This window comes from Vibrio sp. 14G-20 (genome assembly GCF_026241515.1).
Taxonomy (GTDB): domain Bacteria; phylum Pseudomonadota; class Gammaproteobacteria; order Enterobacterales; family Vibrionaceae; genus Vibrio.
This window is the reverse complement of sequence record NZ_JAPHPW010000014.1, coordinates 67,832-83,999: the sequence shown is the minus strand read 5'-3', so window position 1 is coordinate 83,999 and position 16,168 is coordinate 67,832. Positions and strand designations below refer to the sequence as shown.

Annotated in this window: 13 protein-coding genes; 6 read left to right on the top strand and 7 right to left on the bottom strand. The window is 43.6% G+C overall.

What is annotated here, in order from left to right; genetic code table 11:
• Nucleotides 1-100 precede the first annotated feature (100 nt).
• Nucleotides 101-1,057: a tRNA dihydrouridine(16) synthase DusC gene (gene dusC, locus OQJ75_RS14010; protein ID WP_017069187.1), complete on the bottom strand. Its 957-nt coding sequence runs from the start codon at nt 1,055-1,057 to the stop codon at nt 101-103.
• A gap of 177 nt (nt 1,058-1,234) precedes the next feature.
• Between dusC and OQJ75_RS14005 the strand changes: the two genes are divergently transcribed.
• Nucleotides 1,235-1,855 (top strand): YecA family protein, encoded by a 621-nt coding sequence (locus OQJ75_RS14005; protein WP_265973251.1) that lies wholly within the window; start codon nt 1,235-1,237, stop codon nt 1,853-1,855.
• A gap of 123 nt (nt 1,856-1,978) precedes the next feature.
• Here OQJ75_RS14005 and dsbB read toward each other — a convergent pair whose 3' ends face one another.
• Both dsbB and nhaB read right to left on the bottom strand, forming a co-directional pair.
• Nucleotides 1,979-2,488 (bottom strand): disulfide bond formation protein DsbB, encoded by a 510-nt coding sequence (gene dsbB, locus OQJ75_RS14000; protein WP_248374885.1) that lies wholly within the window; start codon nt 2,486-2,488, stop codon nt 1,979-1,981.
• A 147-nt stretch (nt 2,489-2,635) separates the two neighbouring features.
• The gene (gene nhaB, locus OQJ75_RS13995; protein ID WP_248389782.1) at nt 2,636-4,228 is read right to left on the bottom strand and encodes a Na(+)/H(+) antiporter NhaB; all 1,593 of its coding nucleotides are present in this window, start codon (nt 4,226-4,228) and stop codon (nt 2,636-2,638) included.
• Between the two features lie 638 nt (nt 4,229-4,866).
• On the opposite strand from nhaB, the gene fadR reads away from it, so the two are divergent.
• Nucleotides 4,867-5,706 (top strand): fatty acid metabolism transcriptional regulator FadR, encoded by an 840-nt coding sequence (gene fadR, locus OQJ75_RS13990; protein WP_017062161.1) that lies wholly within the window; start codon nt 4,867-4,869, stop codon nt 5,704-5,706.
• A 187-nt stretch (nt 5,707-5,893) separates the two neighbouring features.
• Here the strand turns inward: fadR and OQJ75_RS13985 are convergent, their stop codons facing one another.
• Together OQJ75_RS13985 and metG are read right to left on the bottom strand one after the other, a co-directional pair.
• Nucleotides 5,894-6,373 (bottom strand): DUF1456 family protein, encoded by a 480-nt coding sequence (locus tag OQJ75_RS13985; protein WP_265973256.1) that lies wholly within the window; start codon nt 6,371-6,373, stop codon nt 5,894-5,896.
• Between the two features lie 221 nt (nt 6,374-6,594).
• On the bottom strand, nt 6,595-8,655 hold the full coding sequence (metG, locus tag OQJ75_RS13980) for a methionine--tRNA ligase (protein WP_265973257.1): 2,061 nt from the start codon (nt 8,653-8,655) through the stop codon (nt 6,595-6,597).
• 157 nt (nt 8,656-8,812) lie between these two features.
• Here metG and apbC point away from each other — a divergent pair, with 157 nt between their 5' ends.
• From apbC to OQJ75_RS13965, 3 genes are all read left to right on the top strand, one after another.
• Nucleotides 8,813-9,889 carry an iron-sulfur cluster carrier protein ApbC gene (apbC, locus tag OQJ75_RS13975; RefSeq protein WP_265973258.1) on the top strand — a complete coding sequence of 359 codons (1,077 nt, stop codon included), beginning with the start codon at nt 8,813-8,815 and terminating at the stop codon, nt 9,887-9,889.
• A gap of 257 nt (nt 9,890-10,146) precedes the next feature.
• Nucleotides 10,147-10,788: a uridine kinase gene (gene udk, locus OQJ75_RS13970; RefSeq protein ID WP_004734002.1), complete on the top strand. Its 642-nt coding sequence runs from the start codon at nt 10,147-10,149 to the stop codon at nt 10,786-10,788.
• A gap of 106 nt (nt 10,789-10,894) precedes the next feature.
• Entirely contained in the window at nt 10,895-13,021 is a 2,127-nt protein-coding gene (locus OQJ75_RS13965) for an AsmA family protein (RefSeq protein WP_265973263.1), read from the top strand.
• Nucleotides 13,022-13,245: 224 nt separating this feature from the next.
• Here OQJ75_RS13965 and cobO read toward each other — a convergent pair whose 3' ends face one another.
• Nucleotides 13,246-13,851, bottom strand: a complete 606-nt coding sequence (gene cobO, locus OQJ75_RS13960) for a cob(I)yrinic acid a,c-diamide adenosyltransferase (protein ID WP_265973265.1) — start codon at nt 13,849-13,851, stop codon at nt 13,246-13,248.
• Nucleotides 13,852-13,935: 84 nt separating this feature from the next.
• Here cobO and OQJ75_RS13955 point away from each other — a divergent pair, with 84 nt between their 5' ends.
• Nucleotides 13,936-14,385, top strand: a complete 450-nt coding sequence (locus OQJ75_RS13955; RefSeq protein WP_265973266.1) for a low molecular weight protein-tyrosine-phosphatase — start codon at nt 13,936-13,938, stop codon at nt 14,383-14,385.
• 109 nt (nt 14,386-14,494) lie between these two features.
• Here OQJ75_RS13955 and OQJ75_RS13950 read toward each other — a convergent pair whose 3' ends face one another.
• Nucleotides 14,495-16,042, bottom strand: coding sequence for a SulP family inorganic anion transporter (locus OQJ75_RS13950; RefSeq protein WP_265973267.1), 1,548 nt, complete (start codon nt 16,040-16,042; stop codon nt 14,495-14,497).
• Nucleotides 16,043-16,168: the final 126 nt, after the last annotated feature.

Here is a 16,168-nt window from a genome sequence, read left to right as displayed (position 1 = left end):
TTGTATCAAAAGGAAAAGGAAAGAGGGGAAAGCGAACGTGTCTGCCTAGCAAAGCTTATTTGCACCAGTAAACACGTTCGAAGCGTTGAGTATTTTAATCTTAAACAGGTTGACGGCGTTCTTCTTGATAACGCTGAAGGCGCTCTACAATCGGCGGCGCCTTTTTGAAAGTACGAATTTCTTTAAACAGTTCGTTTGCTTCAGGGTAGCCTTTACTTAGATAAACAAACCACTGCTTCACTCTATTGGGGTAGTACATGCCTTTGTCCCCTTTAATTTGAAACTCTGAATAGCGCAGCAAAAGTTCAATGACTTTATCCCACGGCATTTTCTGGTGGTTGTGCTTAACGACGTTACCAAGGTTTGGAATGTTGAAAGCACCACGGCAGACCATCAATGAATCGACGCCTGTTGCTTCTATGCAATCTTGACCATCTTGATAGTTCCAGATTTCCCCATTAGCAATCAACGGCAGAGACGTTTTTTCTCTTATTTGATTGATGAAATCCCATTTGATTTCGCTGGCTTTATAGCCGCCAACTTTGGTTCTTGCATGCACGGTGAGTTCGTCAGCTTTGGCTTGTTCGATGGCATCGACGATTTCAAAGCACTCTTCCGGATGCTCCCAACCTAATCGAATCTTTGCGGATACAGGAATGTGTGCAGGTACTGCTTCTCGACAGGCGTTCACCACTTGATAGATGAGCTCTGGTTCTTTTAGCAGTGAAGCCCCACCATTACTTTTGTTTACCGCTTTTGCTGGGCAACCAAAATTAAGGTCAATACCTTTAGCACCTAAGCTAGCAGCTTGAAAAGCATTCTCGGCCATCCAATTTGGGTGTTGTCCTAGAAGCTGGAGGTGGATTGGCACACCAGCCATGGTCTGAGAGCCTTGATGTAGCTCTGGGCAAATACGGTGGAAAACATGCGGAGGAAGAAGTTGATCCACGACGCGCACAAACTCTGTCACACAGAGATCGTAATCATTAATCTCTGTGAGAATTTCACGCATTAGGTGGTCTAGAACGCCCTCCATAGGGCCGAGTATTACGCGCATGCTGCTTTACCAAAACTGAGTGAACCGAAAAATTCGAGGCGTGATTGTACGGTTTGCTTACAGGATTGTCACTATGAGTGTGGTGTGTCTGTCTTAATGATGGTTTCGTCTCTTAATAGCGACATCTTGGGGAGGATGGCGTTATAATATCTAAAATGCCCAATATCTAGAGCTTTCATGACATATCAATTATTAAGCCTACCAGAATCAATCACTGACATTACTCCGCAGTTTATGGAAGGTGCAATCCTTGCCTCTAATTTGGCGACCAAGCCACTTGATCCAGAAGAGTGGCTAGCTATCGTTGCGCCTGAAGCGGGTAAAGAGCTGGTAACAACGGTGACAGAACAGATTAACCGCCAACACAACCTGATTCAGCGTAATGAATATCTACTGAGAGACGTACTGGTTGAAGGTGACTTTAACGAGCAGTTCGCCGATTTTTCTGAAGGCTTCATGATGGTTTGGCCAACAGTTGAAGAGCAATGGCAGAGCGTAACCGTCGCGGATGGCACTCTACGCATGTTGCAAGCGCTCCTAACAACCTTGATGCTTGCGATTGATGAAGAGCAAACTCAACAACAAATGATCGCTGCAGGACTTACCAATCCACCATCGCTTGCCGATTTAATCGGTCAAGTCGATCTTATGATCTCAGAAGTGGCAATGGCAGCGGATGAGGCTATGTTGGGCAATAAGTCCCAAAGCGTGAATCCATTTAAAGATATCGGCCGCAATGATGTTTGCCCATGTGAAAGTGGTAAAAAGTTCAAGCAATGCTGTGGTAAAAACAGCTAATCACGGTTTATTGATGAACTTTGGTTGAGTGAGTAACAAACTTTCTTAAGTGAGAAAAGTTTAAGTAACAAAAAGTCGACCTTTTGGTCGACTTTTTAGTTTCTGAACATGATGAGCTAATTGTTAGTCATTCTTTGACTTTACAAATTGAGAAATCACCACAAAACCGAAAGCAACTAAGTTACCCGCGAAGATAATCACCAGCCATTGTGGCATCGAAAGGTCGAAGAACTGCCACACCACTTTGCTGCAATCACCGTAAGCTTCAAACATCCACGGAGCCCATTGGTTTAAAGGCGCCCAGCTAGGGAAGGTGACGAATAAGTCGCAGGTTGCAAAAGGAGACGGATTGAACTGGTAATCGACGTGCTCCAAAGCAAGCATCAAACCTTTGTATGCGCCGAATCCCCAACCAGCAAGGCCTAACCAACGTGATATTGGGTTATTCGGGGCAATAGCACCAATCATTGCGGCGACACCGATAGCGAGCATAGCAACGCGTTCATAGATACACATCACGCAAGGACCAAGCATCATCACGTGTTGGAAGAAGAGAGCGCACGCTTCAAAAAAGACAATAAAAGCCAGCAGTAAAAGCCAAGATAAACGTCCCTTAGAGAAGTCTTTGATCATTGCTAAAAAGTTCACGAATTGAATCCTGTCTATAAAATAAAAAAGCCCTGATTACTCAGAGCTTTTTATCTTGGATAAGTTTCCTAATCAACTAATATTTTTGATTAGTGAGTTACACATTTTATGGTTTGCGACACAGTGTTTAGCTTAATGACCGCCAGAGATAACTGGAGCAACAGCTTCACCAGTACGCTGAATGATCCAACCTGCATCATAGAACCATGCTGTCATCGGTTCTACGAAGAACACAATACCTGCAAGGCCAACCAGTGCTAATACGATGGTGTATGGCAACGCCATGATAACCATGCGGCCATAAGACAGTCGAATTAACGGAGCAAGTGCTGATGTTAATAGGAATAGGAATGCAGCCTGGCCATTTGGCGTAGCAACAGAAGGTAGGTTAGTACCTGTGTTGATAGCTACAGCAAGTAGGTCGAATTGGTCACGAGTGATGATGCCTTCAACCAGTGCCGTTTTCACTTCGTTGATGTAAACCGTACCTACGAATACGTTATCTGAAACCATCGATAGAATACCGTTGGCAACATAGAAGAGTGCGAGCTGCGCACCTTTATCTTCAACGTGAAGTACAGCATCGATTACTGGCTTAAATAGAGCTTGGTCGATGATTACAGCAACAACCGCGAAAAAGACGGCAAGAAGTGCGGTAAATGGCAGAGCTTCTTCAAAGGCTTTACCCATCGAGTGCTCTTCAATTACACCAGTAAACGCTGTTGCTAAGATGATCACTGAAAGGCCAATCAAACCCACTTCAGCGACGTGAAGCGCAAGGCCAACAATCAGCCAAACTGCGATTGCACTCTGAACCCATAACTTTGCTACGTCTTGCTTTGTACGGTTTGCACGTTCTTTGTTGTCAAATTCAACTAAGATTTGGCGAACATTCATTGGTAACTCAGCACCGTAACCAAACACTTTGAATTTCTCGACAAGTGCACAAGTTAAAATACCGCAGAAGAAAACAGGCAGTGTTACTGGCAGCATACGGATGATAAATTCACCGAACTCCCAACCTGCTTGCTTAGCAATGACTAAGTTTTGTGGTTCACCTACCATGGTCATTACACCACCCAGTGCTGTACCCACACCAGCGTGCATTAGCAGTGAACGTAGGAAAGCTCGGTAGTTTTCTAGGTCATCACGAGTTAGCTCGGAGATCTCTTCATCATGAGTATGATCGTGCGCAGACGTCGTGCCCTTGCCTGATGCGACCTTGTGGTAGATAGAGTAGAAGCCAACCGCAACGCTAATAACGACCGCGATTACTGTCAGGGCATCTAGGAAGGCAGATAAGAAGGCCGCTGCGACACAGAACGCAATAGAGAGTAAAATTTTTGACTGGATGCCGAGCAGTATCTTCGTGAAAATGAACAGAAGCAGTTCTTTCATGAAGTAGATACCAGCAACCATGAACACCAATAAGAGTAATACTGGGAGGTTTGCTTGTAGCTCGTGATAAACCATTTCAGGTTTGGTCATACCAATGGCGACTGCTTGAATTGCTAATAAACCACCAGGTTGAAGAGGGTAGCATTTTAGCGCCATAGCTAGCGTGAAAATAAACTCAACCACTAATAGCCAGCCCGCAACAAATGGGTCAACTAGGAAGAAAACAAACGGGTTGATGATTAAAAAGGAAATGATGGCAAGTTTATACCAATCAGGAGCTTTACCAAGGAAGTTCTTGATAAAAGCGTTTCCGAGAGACATCGGCATGTTAATACTCTTTTATGTTGATTATGAATAGACAAGCAATACAACATTTGAGAATCGAGTTATGTATTTGTTAAAATATATAACTAACAGTGACTTAGAAAAACTACATTCCATGTAATGTTCTGTGGTCTTGCCAAGTCACTCCCTTAGAAACTCAAGCACTGCTAATTTTTGAGCGCAACTCTACTCTTAGATAACATTTAGTCAACAGGAAAAGCCCTGCTGTACTAAAAATACCTCTTTTTTGTTGAGAAACGCGATCAAAGTAGCGCAAGCATACCACTTAAAATGTGATAAAAACCGACTAGAATCAATATTTCAGCGAAATGATTGAAAATGACAGAATAACGACGGTTTATATATGATTATTACAACTTAATATTGCAAATTAATAGCTTTAAAAATATGACCAATCTCATTGATTTTAAAGTGAATTTATTGTGTTAACGGTTTGTTGAAATAGTGGTTTAGAGTCGCTTGTTATACAAACCTAAGGTGCAAACGTGTGCTTAACTTTAGAGTTTTAACTCTATTGGTGTTTTAGGTGAGTAAAATTTTTGAGGGTGTTTCCGCGAGGTGTGAACTAGTGGTATGATGAGTAAATTAGAGTAGAATAATTAAATTGGATTGAAGTGTAGATGGTCATTAAGGCTAAGAGCCCGGCAGGATTTGCAGAAAAGTATATCATTGAAAGTATTTGGAATGGCCGTTTCCCTCCAGGTTCTATCTTGCCCGCAGAGCGTGAGCTTTCTGAGCTGATTGGTGTTACACGTACTACGCTTCGTGAAGTACTACAACGTCTTGCTCGTGATGGTTGGTTGACAATCCAACATGGCAAACCAACTAAAGTTAACCAGTTTATGGAAACCTCAGGTCTTCATATCCTTGATACGCTAATGACGTTGGACGTTGATAACGCAAGCAAAATGGTAGAAGACCTGCTTGCTGCTCGTACTAATATCAGCCCGATCTTTATGCGTTATGCATTCAAAGCAAACAAAGAAGCTTCAGAGCGTACTATCAGTAACGTGATTGAATCTTGTGAAGCGCTACTTGCGGCACCAACTTGGGATGAGTTCCTAGAATCGTCGCCATACGCTGACAAGATCAAACAAGCGGTAAAAGAAGATTCAGAAAAAGATGAAGCGAAACGTCAGACGATCTTAATCGCGAAGACTTTCAACTTCTATGATTATATGCTTTTCCAACGTTTGGCATTCCACTCAGGCAACCAGATTTACGGCCTGATCTTTAACGGTGTGCGTAAACTGTATGACCGTATCGGTAGCTACTACTTCTCTAACCCAGAAGCACGACGTTTAGCGATGGACTTTTATAAAGAGTTGTTCATTATCTGTGAAAGTGGCGAGCGCGAAACTTTGCCATTAGTGATTCGTAACTACGGTATCGCAAGTGCACAAGTTTGGAATGAAATGAAAACGACATTGCCAACGAACTTCACTGAAGACGACAGCTAAGCCATAGGTTTACTATTGTTGCTCCTGTTTAGTCAGTGATGTAAAGAAAACGAAAAAGCGGCGAGATAATTCAATTATCTCGCCGCTTTTTATTTATCTGTCGTAGCTAGAAAATTACCAGTGGGGTATTCATTTACCTACGAGTAGTAATTTATCTATGACTAGGAGTTTATCTAGGAGTAGCAACTTAACCCACAAACTCTTCTGAGTCTGGACGGTTGGTAAATTGCACACCGTTTAGAAAATCGCAAAGTAGTTGGTCTTCACACACTTTGTAGTTTTTGTTTTCTGGCTTGCGGAAGTAAGCGCCGATTTCGTACTTGCTCAAGCTAATGCCAACCACTTCTAGTACGTCCAAAACATCTTCTGCTTTCATGTTTAATGCGATACGAAGCTTCATGAAGATCATGTTGTTAGTCAGTGCAACTTCAGGTTTAGGTTGCTCGCCTTCTTTTTTACCACGCTTAAGGTTGATAAAACCATTTAGGAATACCGCTAACTCTTTATCTTTCATCTTAGAGCATGACTTGTCGTTGTCGTTTTTTAGCCAGTTAATCACTTGGTCATGAGCAACGGTCACATCAGCTTGTTCGATAGCTTTGATGATTTGTGCATTTTTAAGGTTTAGAGCGTGTTGAATACGACGCAAGATTTCGTTGTTAGTCACTGGGGATTCCTAAAAAGGGTTTTAGAGTAAAGAGGTGTTGGTTTCGCCTATTTTTGTCGACGAACCAATTTCTACTCTACATAGCATAGTTGACGGCGACTCTAACAGAGAACGCTAATTTTCGGTAGATATAAAAAATCCCCAATGCTGATTAACTCTTTCAAGTCAAAAATGCATTAGGGATTTAGTGATGGGTGCTTGTTATCTGACTGGAGTCAGAATTACATTACACGCATACCAGGTTGAGCACCTTCGTGTGGCTCAAGGATCCATAGGTCGCTGCCGCCAGGGCCCGCTGCTAGGATCATGCCTTCAGACATACCAAACTTCATCTTACGAGGTTTTAGGTTTGCTACCATTACAGTTAGCTTGCCTTCTAGCTCTTCAGGTTTGTATGCTGATTTGATGCCAGAGAATACTTGGCGAGTCTCACCACCGATGTCCAGTTGGAACTTCAGTAGTTTGTTCGCTTTTGGTACTTCTTCACAAGAGATGATACGAGCAATACGCATGTCTACTGCTGCAAACGTATCGAACTCAATCTCGTCTGCGATTGGCTCTTTGTCTAGCTCAGTTTGGCTTGCTTGCTCTTTTTCAGCTTCTGCTTTTTCTTTCGCTGCTGCTTCAGCGGCTGCATCTTCTTTAGAAGACTCAACCATTGCTTCCACTTTCTTAGGATCAATACGGTTGAATAGCGCTTTGAACTTAGTGATCTCGTGATCAGTTAGCGGAGTCGCAATCGCTTCCCACGTTAGTTCTTCGTTTAGGAAAGCTTCAGTGCGAGCTGCAAGCTCTGGCATTACTGGTTTCAGGTAAGCCATCAGTACACGGAATAGGTTAATACCTACAGAAGAAACTTGTTGAAGCTCAGCTTCTTTGCCTTCTTCTTTTGCAAGAACCCAAGGTGCTTTTTCGTCGATGTATTGGTTAGCTTTATCCGCTAGTGCCGTGATTTCACGGATAGCACGGCTGAATTCACGAGTTTCGTATAGCTGACCGATACGCTCAGCAGCAGCAACGAATTCGTTGTATAGCTCAGGCTCTGCAAATTCAGCAGCTAGCTTGCCTTCAAAACGCTTAGTAATGAAGCCAGCGTTACGAGAAGCTAGGTTAACAATCTTGTTTACTACGTCAGCGTTTACACGTTGAGTGAAGTCTTCAAGGTTAAGATCTAAGTCATCGATGCGGCTGTTTAGTTTCGCAGCGTAGTAGTAACGTAGACACTCAGGGTCTAGGTGGTTTAGGTACGTGCTTGCTTTGATGAATGTGCCTTTCGACTTAGACATCTTCGCACCGTTCACTGTTACATAGCCGTGTACGAATACGTTGTTTGGCTTACGGAAGCCTGCGCCGTCTAGCATTGCTGGCCAGAATAGGCTGTGGAAGTAAACGATGTCTTTACCGATGAAGTGGTAAAGCTCAGTTGTGCTGTCTTTCTTCCAGTATTCATCGAAGTTTAGATCGTCACGCTTGTCACATAGGTTCTTGAAAGAAGCCATGTAGCCAACAGGTGCGTCTAGCCATACGTAGAAGAACTTGTCTTTTTCGCCTGGGATTTCAAAGCCAAAGTAAGGTGCATCACGTGAGATATCCCACTGTTGCAGACCAGACTCAAACCATTCCTGCATTTTGTTTGCAGTTTCATTCTGTAGAGAGCCAGAACGAGTCCACTCTTTAAGCATGCTTTCGAACTGAGGTAGGTCGAAGAAGAAGTGCTCAGAGTCTTTCATTACTGGAGTTGCGCCAGAAACCGCTGATTTAGGGTTAATTAGCTCAGTTGGGCTGTATGTCTCACCACAGTTATCACAGTTATCACCATACTGGTCTTCTGACTTACACTTAGGGCAAGTACCTTTTACGAAACGGTCTGGTAGGAACATCTCTTTCTCAGGATCGAAAAGCTGAGAAATAGTACGGCTAGAAATGAAGCCGTTCTTTTTAAGTTCTAGGTAGATGTGAGAAGCTAGTTCACGGTTCTCTTCGCTGTGTGTGCTGTGGTAGTTATCAAAGCTGATATCAAAGCCAGCGAAGTCTTTTTGGTGCTCTTCACTAACAGCAGCGATCATCTCTTCTGGCGTGATACCCATCTGTTGAGCTTTAAGCATAATTGGCGTGCCGTGAGCATCGTCAGCACAGATGAAGTTTACAGTGTTGCCACGTAGACGCTGGTATCGAACCCAGATATCAGCTTGGATATGCTCAAGCATATGGCCAAGGTGAATAGAGCCGTTAGCGTACGGAAGCGCACAAGTTACCAAAAGTTGTCTTGGATCAGTTGCCATACTTAATAATTCGCTTTTTTGATAGGTATAAATTTGAGAGGTAATACTACTTTATAACGTGTGATACGCCAAGGTATCAGACAAAGGATTCCCCTAGTTTTTTAGGGGTTCAGTCTTCATCTCGTGGGTGATAGCATAAATAAAAAAAGGAGCCCCAATGCGTAACTTTACTTCTAAGCAAGATTTCTGTTCATGGTTGAATGAGTTCGAGTCACCAATCCTCATCCCAGAGTGGGCGCTACACCAAAATATTGTATCGGTTGATCCGCGTGGATCATTTGTTATCACCTTACCTTTTGCTGCTAATCAGCTTGCGGTTGAATTGGAACAGTGGATCCTCTCTCAGATTGAACAACAGCTTGTTAGCGCTTTTCAGTTTGAAGTAAACGTGAAGCCGTCTGCGCTGGAAACCACTGTCGCGACGCCATTGAAGGGTGTTAAGAATATTATCGCTGTGACGTCGGCAAAGGGTGGGGTGGGTAAATCAACGACTTCAGTAAACCTTGCGCTCGCGTTATCTAAGTCAGGTTCAAAAGTGGGTTTGTTGGATGCGGATATCTACGGTCCATCAGTACCTATGATGCTCGGCCAACTAGACGCGAAACCAGAAGTACAGAACAACAAATGGATGATGCCAATCGAAGCACATGGCATTTTCACTCACTCTATTGGCTATCTTGTGTCGAAAGATGATGCGGCAATCTGGCGTGGCCCTATGGCAGCGAAGGCTTTGGGGCAGCTAGTTAATGAAACTGTATGGCCAGAGTTGGATTACCTTGTTATCGACATGCCACCGGGCACCGGTGATATTCAGCTGACGTTGTCGCAACAGATCCCAGTGACGGGCGCAGTAGTGGTGACCACTCCTCAAGATTTGGCATTAGCGGATGCGCGTAAAGGTGTAGCAATGTTCGATAAGGTAAGCGTGCCAGTGGCAGGCTTAGTTGAAAACATGAGCTATCATATTTGTAGTCACTGTGGTGAGAAAGAGCATATCTTTGGTGCTGGTGGTGCTGAAGCCATGTCAGAAGAGTTTTACCTCGATATTTTGGCACAGATCCCTCTTCATATTGATGTGCGAGAAGACATCGATGCAGGTTGCCCGACGGTGATTCGTCGTCCAGATAGTGAACATACACGTCACTACTTAGAGCTTGCTGAGAATGTGGCTGCGAAGATGTTTTGGACCGGTAAGGCGAGACCAGAGGCAATTAACTTTTCTTTGGTTGAATAGCGAAAGATAATCAAAAAGTTGTATTAATCATGTTGGATTAGATAAACAACGCTTGGATTTAGGCTGATAGCCATTGGGGTTGTGCAAATAGTTGTAGGCAAGTTATTTGAAAGCAAACGATTGTCTTAAGTAAATGTATTGAGATCATCAATTTGACTGCAATTAGCTAAAATCGCGACTAGAATCTATGTGCTTTAGCCCCTATAATCAGGCGGTTTATCTCTTCCCACCACCAAACCATATCGGGTGCAAAATTAATGTCTGATAATAATCAATGTGTCATCGTAGGTATCGCTGGCGCTTCAGCTTCAGGAAAAAGTCTGATTGCTAGTACAATTTATAATGAATTGCGCGAAAAAGTAGGCGACCATCAAATTGGTGTTATCACGGAAGATTGCTATTACAGCGACCAAAGCCACTTGAGTATGGAAGAGCGTGTTAAAACTAACTACGATCACCCAAATGCACTAGATCATGATCTTTTATGTGAACATCTACAGCAGCTAATGAGTGGCAACGCCGTAGAAGTTCCTGAATACAGCTACACAGAGCACACACGTACTTCTGAAACGACTACACTTACTCCAAAGAAAGTGATCATTTTAGAGGGTATTCTGCTTCTAACAGACCCGCGTCTTCGTAAACTAATGCACGCAAGTGTGTTTATGGATACACCATTAGACATCTGTCTACTACGCCGTGTTAAGCGTGATGTAGAAGAGCGTGGTCGTACAATGGACACTGTACTTAAGCAATACCAAGAAACAGTACGTCCAATGTTCATGCAGTTTATCGAGCCTTCAAAACAACATGCAGACATCATCGTTCCTCGTGGTGGTAAAAACCGTATTGCGATTGATGTGCTAAAAGCGCACATTGCGAAGTTGTTGAAGTCTTAATCGAATAAAATTTTGCCTAAGTGACTCACTTAGCTTTATTTTTTACCGAATCAGTGGCACTTTTATAGTGCCACTTTCTTTTGGAATCTAAGCAAGGAATATGCGGATGAAGAAACTACTCATTTTCATAGCTGTACCAGTGTTTGTTGTCGTTGCAGCAATTCTGGCACTAGTGCTGTTAGTGAATCCCAACCAATTTAAGCCATTAATTGTCGAACAAGCCCAAAAACACACCGGCCTAGAGCTCGTGATCGAGGGTGATATCAGCTGGCAATTTTTCCCATCCATTGGCTTTGAACTTGGTCAAACTGAATTACGTAACCCTGAAGGGTTCACCCAACCAAACCTATTTAAGGTTGATACCGTTGGCGTTGATGTTTCGGTTACTCCGCTATTTAGCAACCAACTAGAGATCGGCAACATTACTCTAGATGGTGCAGAATTCTATTTAGAAACGCTTAAAGATGGTCGCAAGAACATTGATGCACTAACGCAAGCGTCAGCGCCTCAAGAATCTGAGCCTGCAGCAGACACAAGTTCTGAATCCGCGCCTGCACCTCAAGAGCAAACTACCACAGACGCATCGGGTTGGACGATCAACCTTGCAGGCGTAACTGTATCAAACGCATTGTTTGAAATGGACGACAAGCAAGCGGGTTCATTCACTAAGCTATACGATGTGTCTTTGAATCTTTCTGAGTTTGCCGTTGATACATGGACAACCGCGACGTTTGCGGCTTCTGGTGAGAATAATCAACAGAAGTTCTCTGCGGAAGGTAGCGCAGAGTTCAAGTTAGCTGAAGGCTTCGCAAGTTACGCACTTCGTAATATCGACCTAAACGCTAAGTTCAATGATCCTGCGACGTCGATTGAATCTGCAAAAATTGGTTTGAACACGTTTGAGTTCGATAAGGTAAACCAACTTACTTATGCTGTAGTTGGTAACGCCGCAGGCCTTGACCTTGATCTTAAAGGTGGCGGTGAACTAACGGTAGATAGTGCGATTTCAAAAGTCAAATTGAATAAGCTGACGTTAGATTCAACACTCAAAGGCGATGCGCTTCCACAATCACCAATGAAAGTGGATATGTTGTCTGACCTAAGCTTTGATCTAACTAAGAGCCACTTGAGCTTTGTGTTAGAGAAGCTGCAAGCTAACTCTATTGCGTTAGATGGTAAAGCCGACGTAACGTTATCTGAAATACCCAAAGTTCGTTTTTCTCTTCACAGCCCTAACATTGATTTAGATGAATTCTTAGGTTTAGGTAACTCAACAGAAACTGCGAGTAATGCGCCTTCAGATTCTGCTGGTGGCTCAACGTCAAATGCTGGCAGCTCGACTCCAGCGAAAGAAGTAGAACCGGATCTTTCGGCTCTGAAAACGTTAGACGTGAAAGGTGACATCACGATTGATAAGTTCAAAGCGAACAACGCGAAGATGCAGAATGTTAAAACAGCATTTTCTGTTAATCGTGGTATCGCGGAGCTAACCTCATTTACATCGAATCTCTACGATGGGTCTATCTCTGCAACAGCTCGATTAGATGCACGTAATACACCGGCGACTTACACCGCTAAGAAGAAAATCAAAGGTGTGAAAGTTCAGCCGTTACTGGTTGATGTCGCTGAAAACGATATGCTAGAAGGTACTGGTAATATCGATGTTGACGTCAAAGGTAAAAGCTTGACACCAACAGGAATCAAACAGAACTTAGTTGGTACGATTGCGATTAATTTCGAAGATGGTGCGGTTAACGGTATTAATGTCGCTCAGCTGATTCGAGAAAACTACGCTAAGATCAAAGGCGAAAAAGTCGAAAGCAAAGATGAGGCTCAAAAAACTGATTTCAGTGCAATGAAAGCAACACTGAAAGTAGACAAAGGTTGGGTTTCAACGAACGACTTAACGGCACAGTCGCCACTGTTACGTGTTACTGGCCAAGGTAAAGCAAACTTCATCAATGAAACGGTCGACTTCTTAGTCAGAACGTCAATTGTTGGTTCATTAGAAGGTCAGGGTGGTAAGAACATCGATGACCTGAAAGATGTGACGATACCTATTAAGGTGACAGGCCAGTGGGCTGATCCGAAATTTGCGCTCGTTTTTGATGACGTGTTGAAACAAAAAGCACAGAAAGAGATCGACCGTGGAGTGAATAAGCTAACGGATAAGATCAAAGACGAGAAGACTAAAGAAGCGGTTGATGGTTTATTGAAAGGTTTCTTTAACTAATTTTTATCTGACTCGCTTATAAAAGAAGCGCCATTCCTACTGTAGGGATGGCGCTTTTGTTTGGATGCTTACAATACTTTCGAGAGATTACCTATGACACTCGCCCCTCGTTCTAGGGAATAATGACGATCGGTGCTCGTCCTTTATTTAGGGGAGTAACACTGAAGAGTCGTCATCCTCGAGAGGGAAGAATGACCGAGTCGGGGATCTCTAGTTGAACGCGATTACCAGTCGACACCTTGCAGTGCTTTAACACCGGATTCGAAAGCGTGCTTCACGTTACGAACTTCAGATACCGTGTCCGCCATTTCTGTCAGAGTTCGATGCGCACCACGACCGGTAATGATCACAGATTGCATTTTCGGGCGGTTGTTGAGAGCCTCTACCACTTCATCTAGCTCGATGTAGCCGTAACTCACCATATAAGTCAGCTCATCAAACAGAATCACATCAATGGATACATCAGCCAGCATACGCTGACATTCTTTCCAGATACGTTGTGCGGCTTCAATATCTTTTGTTTTGTCTTGAGTTTCCCATGTAAAACCGGTTCCCATGACTTGGAATTCAACATCCAACTTTTGGAGAACGCTCTTTTCGCCGTTATCCCAAGTTCCTTTCACAAACTGAGCGACCGCACATTTCTTACCGTGACCTACAGCACGAGTAATGGTGCCAAACCCTGATGTTGATTTACCTTTACCGTTACCAGTGATAACCAACAACAGGCCTTTCACTTCTTGCGCGGCTGCGATACGTGCATCGACTTGTTCTTTTACTTTCTGTTGCCTTGCTTTATGGCGTTGCTCTTTGTTGTCTTCAGTCGACATAACAAATCCTTTTAAGTTGTGATTGCACCTATCATAGCCTAACTTAACCATAGCAAAAACCATCGGAAGAACAGGTGATTACGAATGAAGAAGATACTCGTTGTTTGCATGGGTAATATATGTCGCTCGCCAACAGGTGAAGCAGTATTGAGGAAGAAAGCTAATCAACTAGAACTAGATGTAATTGTAGATTCTGCAGGGACGATTGGCTTTCATCAAGGTAACCCACCAGACTCTCGTTCAAAGTCAGCAGGTGAGAAACGTGGTTACAGCTTCAAAGGTATCACGTCTCGTAAAGTCGTGATGAATGACTTTGAAGAGTTTGATCTAATACTCGCGGCAGATAAGGCGAATTTAGATGACTTAATGAGCCAATGCCCGGCTCATCTACAATACAAGATTGCGCTGTTTTTGAGTTTTGGAGAGTCGCAGTATCAAGAGATACCCGATCCATATTATGGCGAAGGGAATGGTTTTGAGTTGGTGTTGGATTTAATTGAAGAGTCTAGCGAAGCGATATTGCGCTCTATTTAACGCCGAAGCTATGTTCCGTGTTTCCGCAATAGATATAAAACGACAGATATAAAAAAGGCCGACATTCAAAGTCGGCCTTTCTAAATCTAACGATAAGTGATGTCTAATATTACTTAGACATTACTTTGTAGATAGGGTCTTCTGCAACGTTCGCTTCAACTAAGCTCCCAGCTTTGTGCAGCATAGCAACACAGTCTTGGCTTAAGTGGCGAAGGTGAAGTGTTTTACCCAGTGCCGCGTAGCGGTCAGCAATCGTGTCGATCGCTTCAATTGCAGAGTGGTCAGTCACGCGTGAGTTTGCGAAATCAACGATTACATCTTGTGGATCGTTGTATGCGTCAAACAACTCTAGGAAGTTAGCGGTTGAACCAAAGAAGATTGGGCCGTTAACTTTGTATTCTTTAGAGCCTTCAGCGTTTACTGATGTATCTGCGTAGATGTGTTTAGCATGTTGCCAAGCGAACATTAGCGCTGAAGCTACAACACCAACACCTACAGCTACAGCAAGGTCAGTCAGTACGGTTACTACGGTAACAAGAACGATAACGAAGAAGTCTTGCTTAGGAACGCGACGCGCAAGCTTGAAGGTTGCCCATTCAAATGTGCCGATAACAACCATGAACATTACGCCCACAAGTGCTGCTAGAGGAATCATTTCAATCAGTGCAGAACCGAACAGGATGAACATCAGTAGTGCAACTGCGGCTACGATACCTGAAAGACGGCCACGACCACCTGAGTTTACGTTGATCATCGATTGACCGATCATCGCACAACCACCCATCGCACCGAATACAGAACACGTTACGTTAGCCATACCTTGACCAACACATTCGCGGTTAGATTGACCACGAGTGTTTGTCATTTCGTCTAGTACTGTCAGTGTCAGCAGAGACTCAATCAGGCCGATAGCTGCAAGGATAATTGCGTATGGCAGGATGATTTGTAGTGTTTCGAAAGAAAACGGAACAGCAGGAATAGAGAAGGTTGGTAGAGAGCCTGCTAGCGTAGCAGCTTCGTCACCAGACATGGTACGTAGGAAGTCGACAACAGTGCGAGTTTCAAGGTCAAGACCCACAACCAAAGCCGTTACTGTAACAATAGCAACCAATGAAGATGGTACTGCTGTTGTTAGCTTAGGTAGAAAGTGGATGATAGCCATTGTAAGGGCTACTAGACCCAGCATTAGTGTCATTTGACCGCTTGGTAACCAAGTTAACGCACCTGTTACGTCTGGCGCTTTAAATTGACCAAGCTGAGCTAGGAAGATAACAATTGCTAAACCGTTCACGAAACCAATCATTACTGGGTGTGGAACGATACGGATAAATTTACCTAGTTTAAATACACCTGCTGCAATTTGAAGAAGGCCAGCCAGCATAACGGCTGCGAATAGGTATTGAACGCCATGAGTTGCCACTAGGCTCACCATTACAACGGCCATTGCGCCAGTTGCGCCAGAAATCATACCTGGACGGCCGCCAAAGACAGAAGTGATTAAACCTACGATGAATGCTGCGTAAAGACCAACCATTGGGTCAACGCCTGCAACAAAGGCGAATGCTACGGCTTCAGGTACCAGAGCTAGGGCTACTGTAAGACCTGAAAGCACGTCATTCTTTACAGAGTGCTTTGAAAATTTTGGGAATTCGAACATGTTTGCTCAGCTATGCTTAAGATGGATTTACCGACACAGGTGTATTGCGTAGCCAAACAGTGATGGAAAAGAGCGGCAATAGCGAAGTGTCGAAAAGATAAGTGCGCGAATGCTACCCAAAAATGT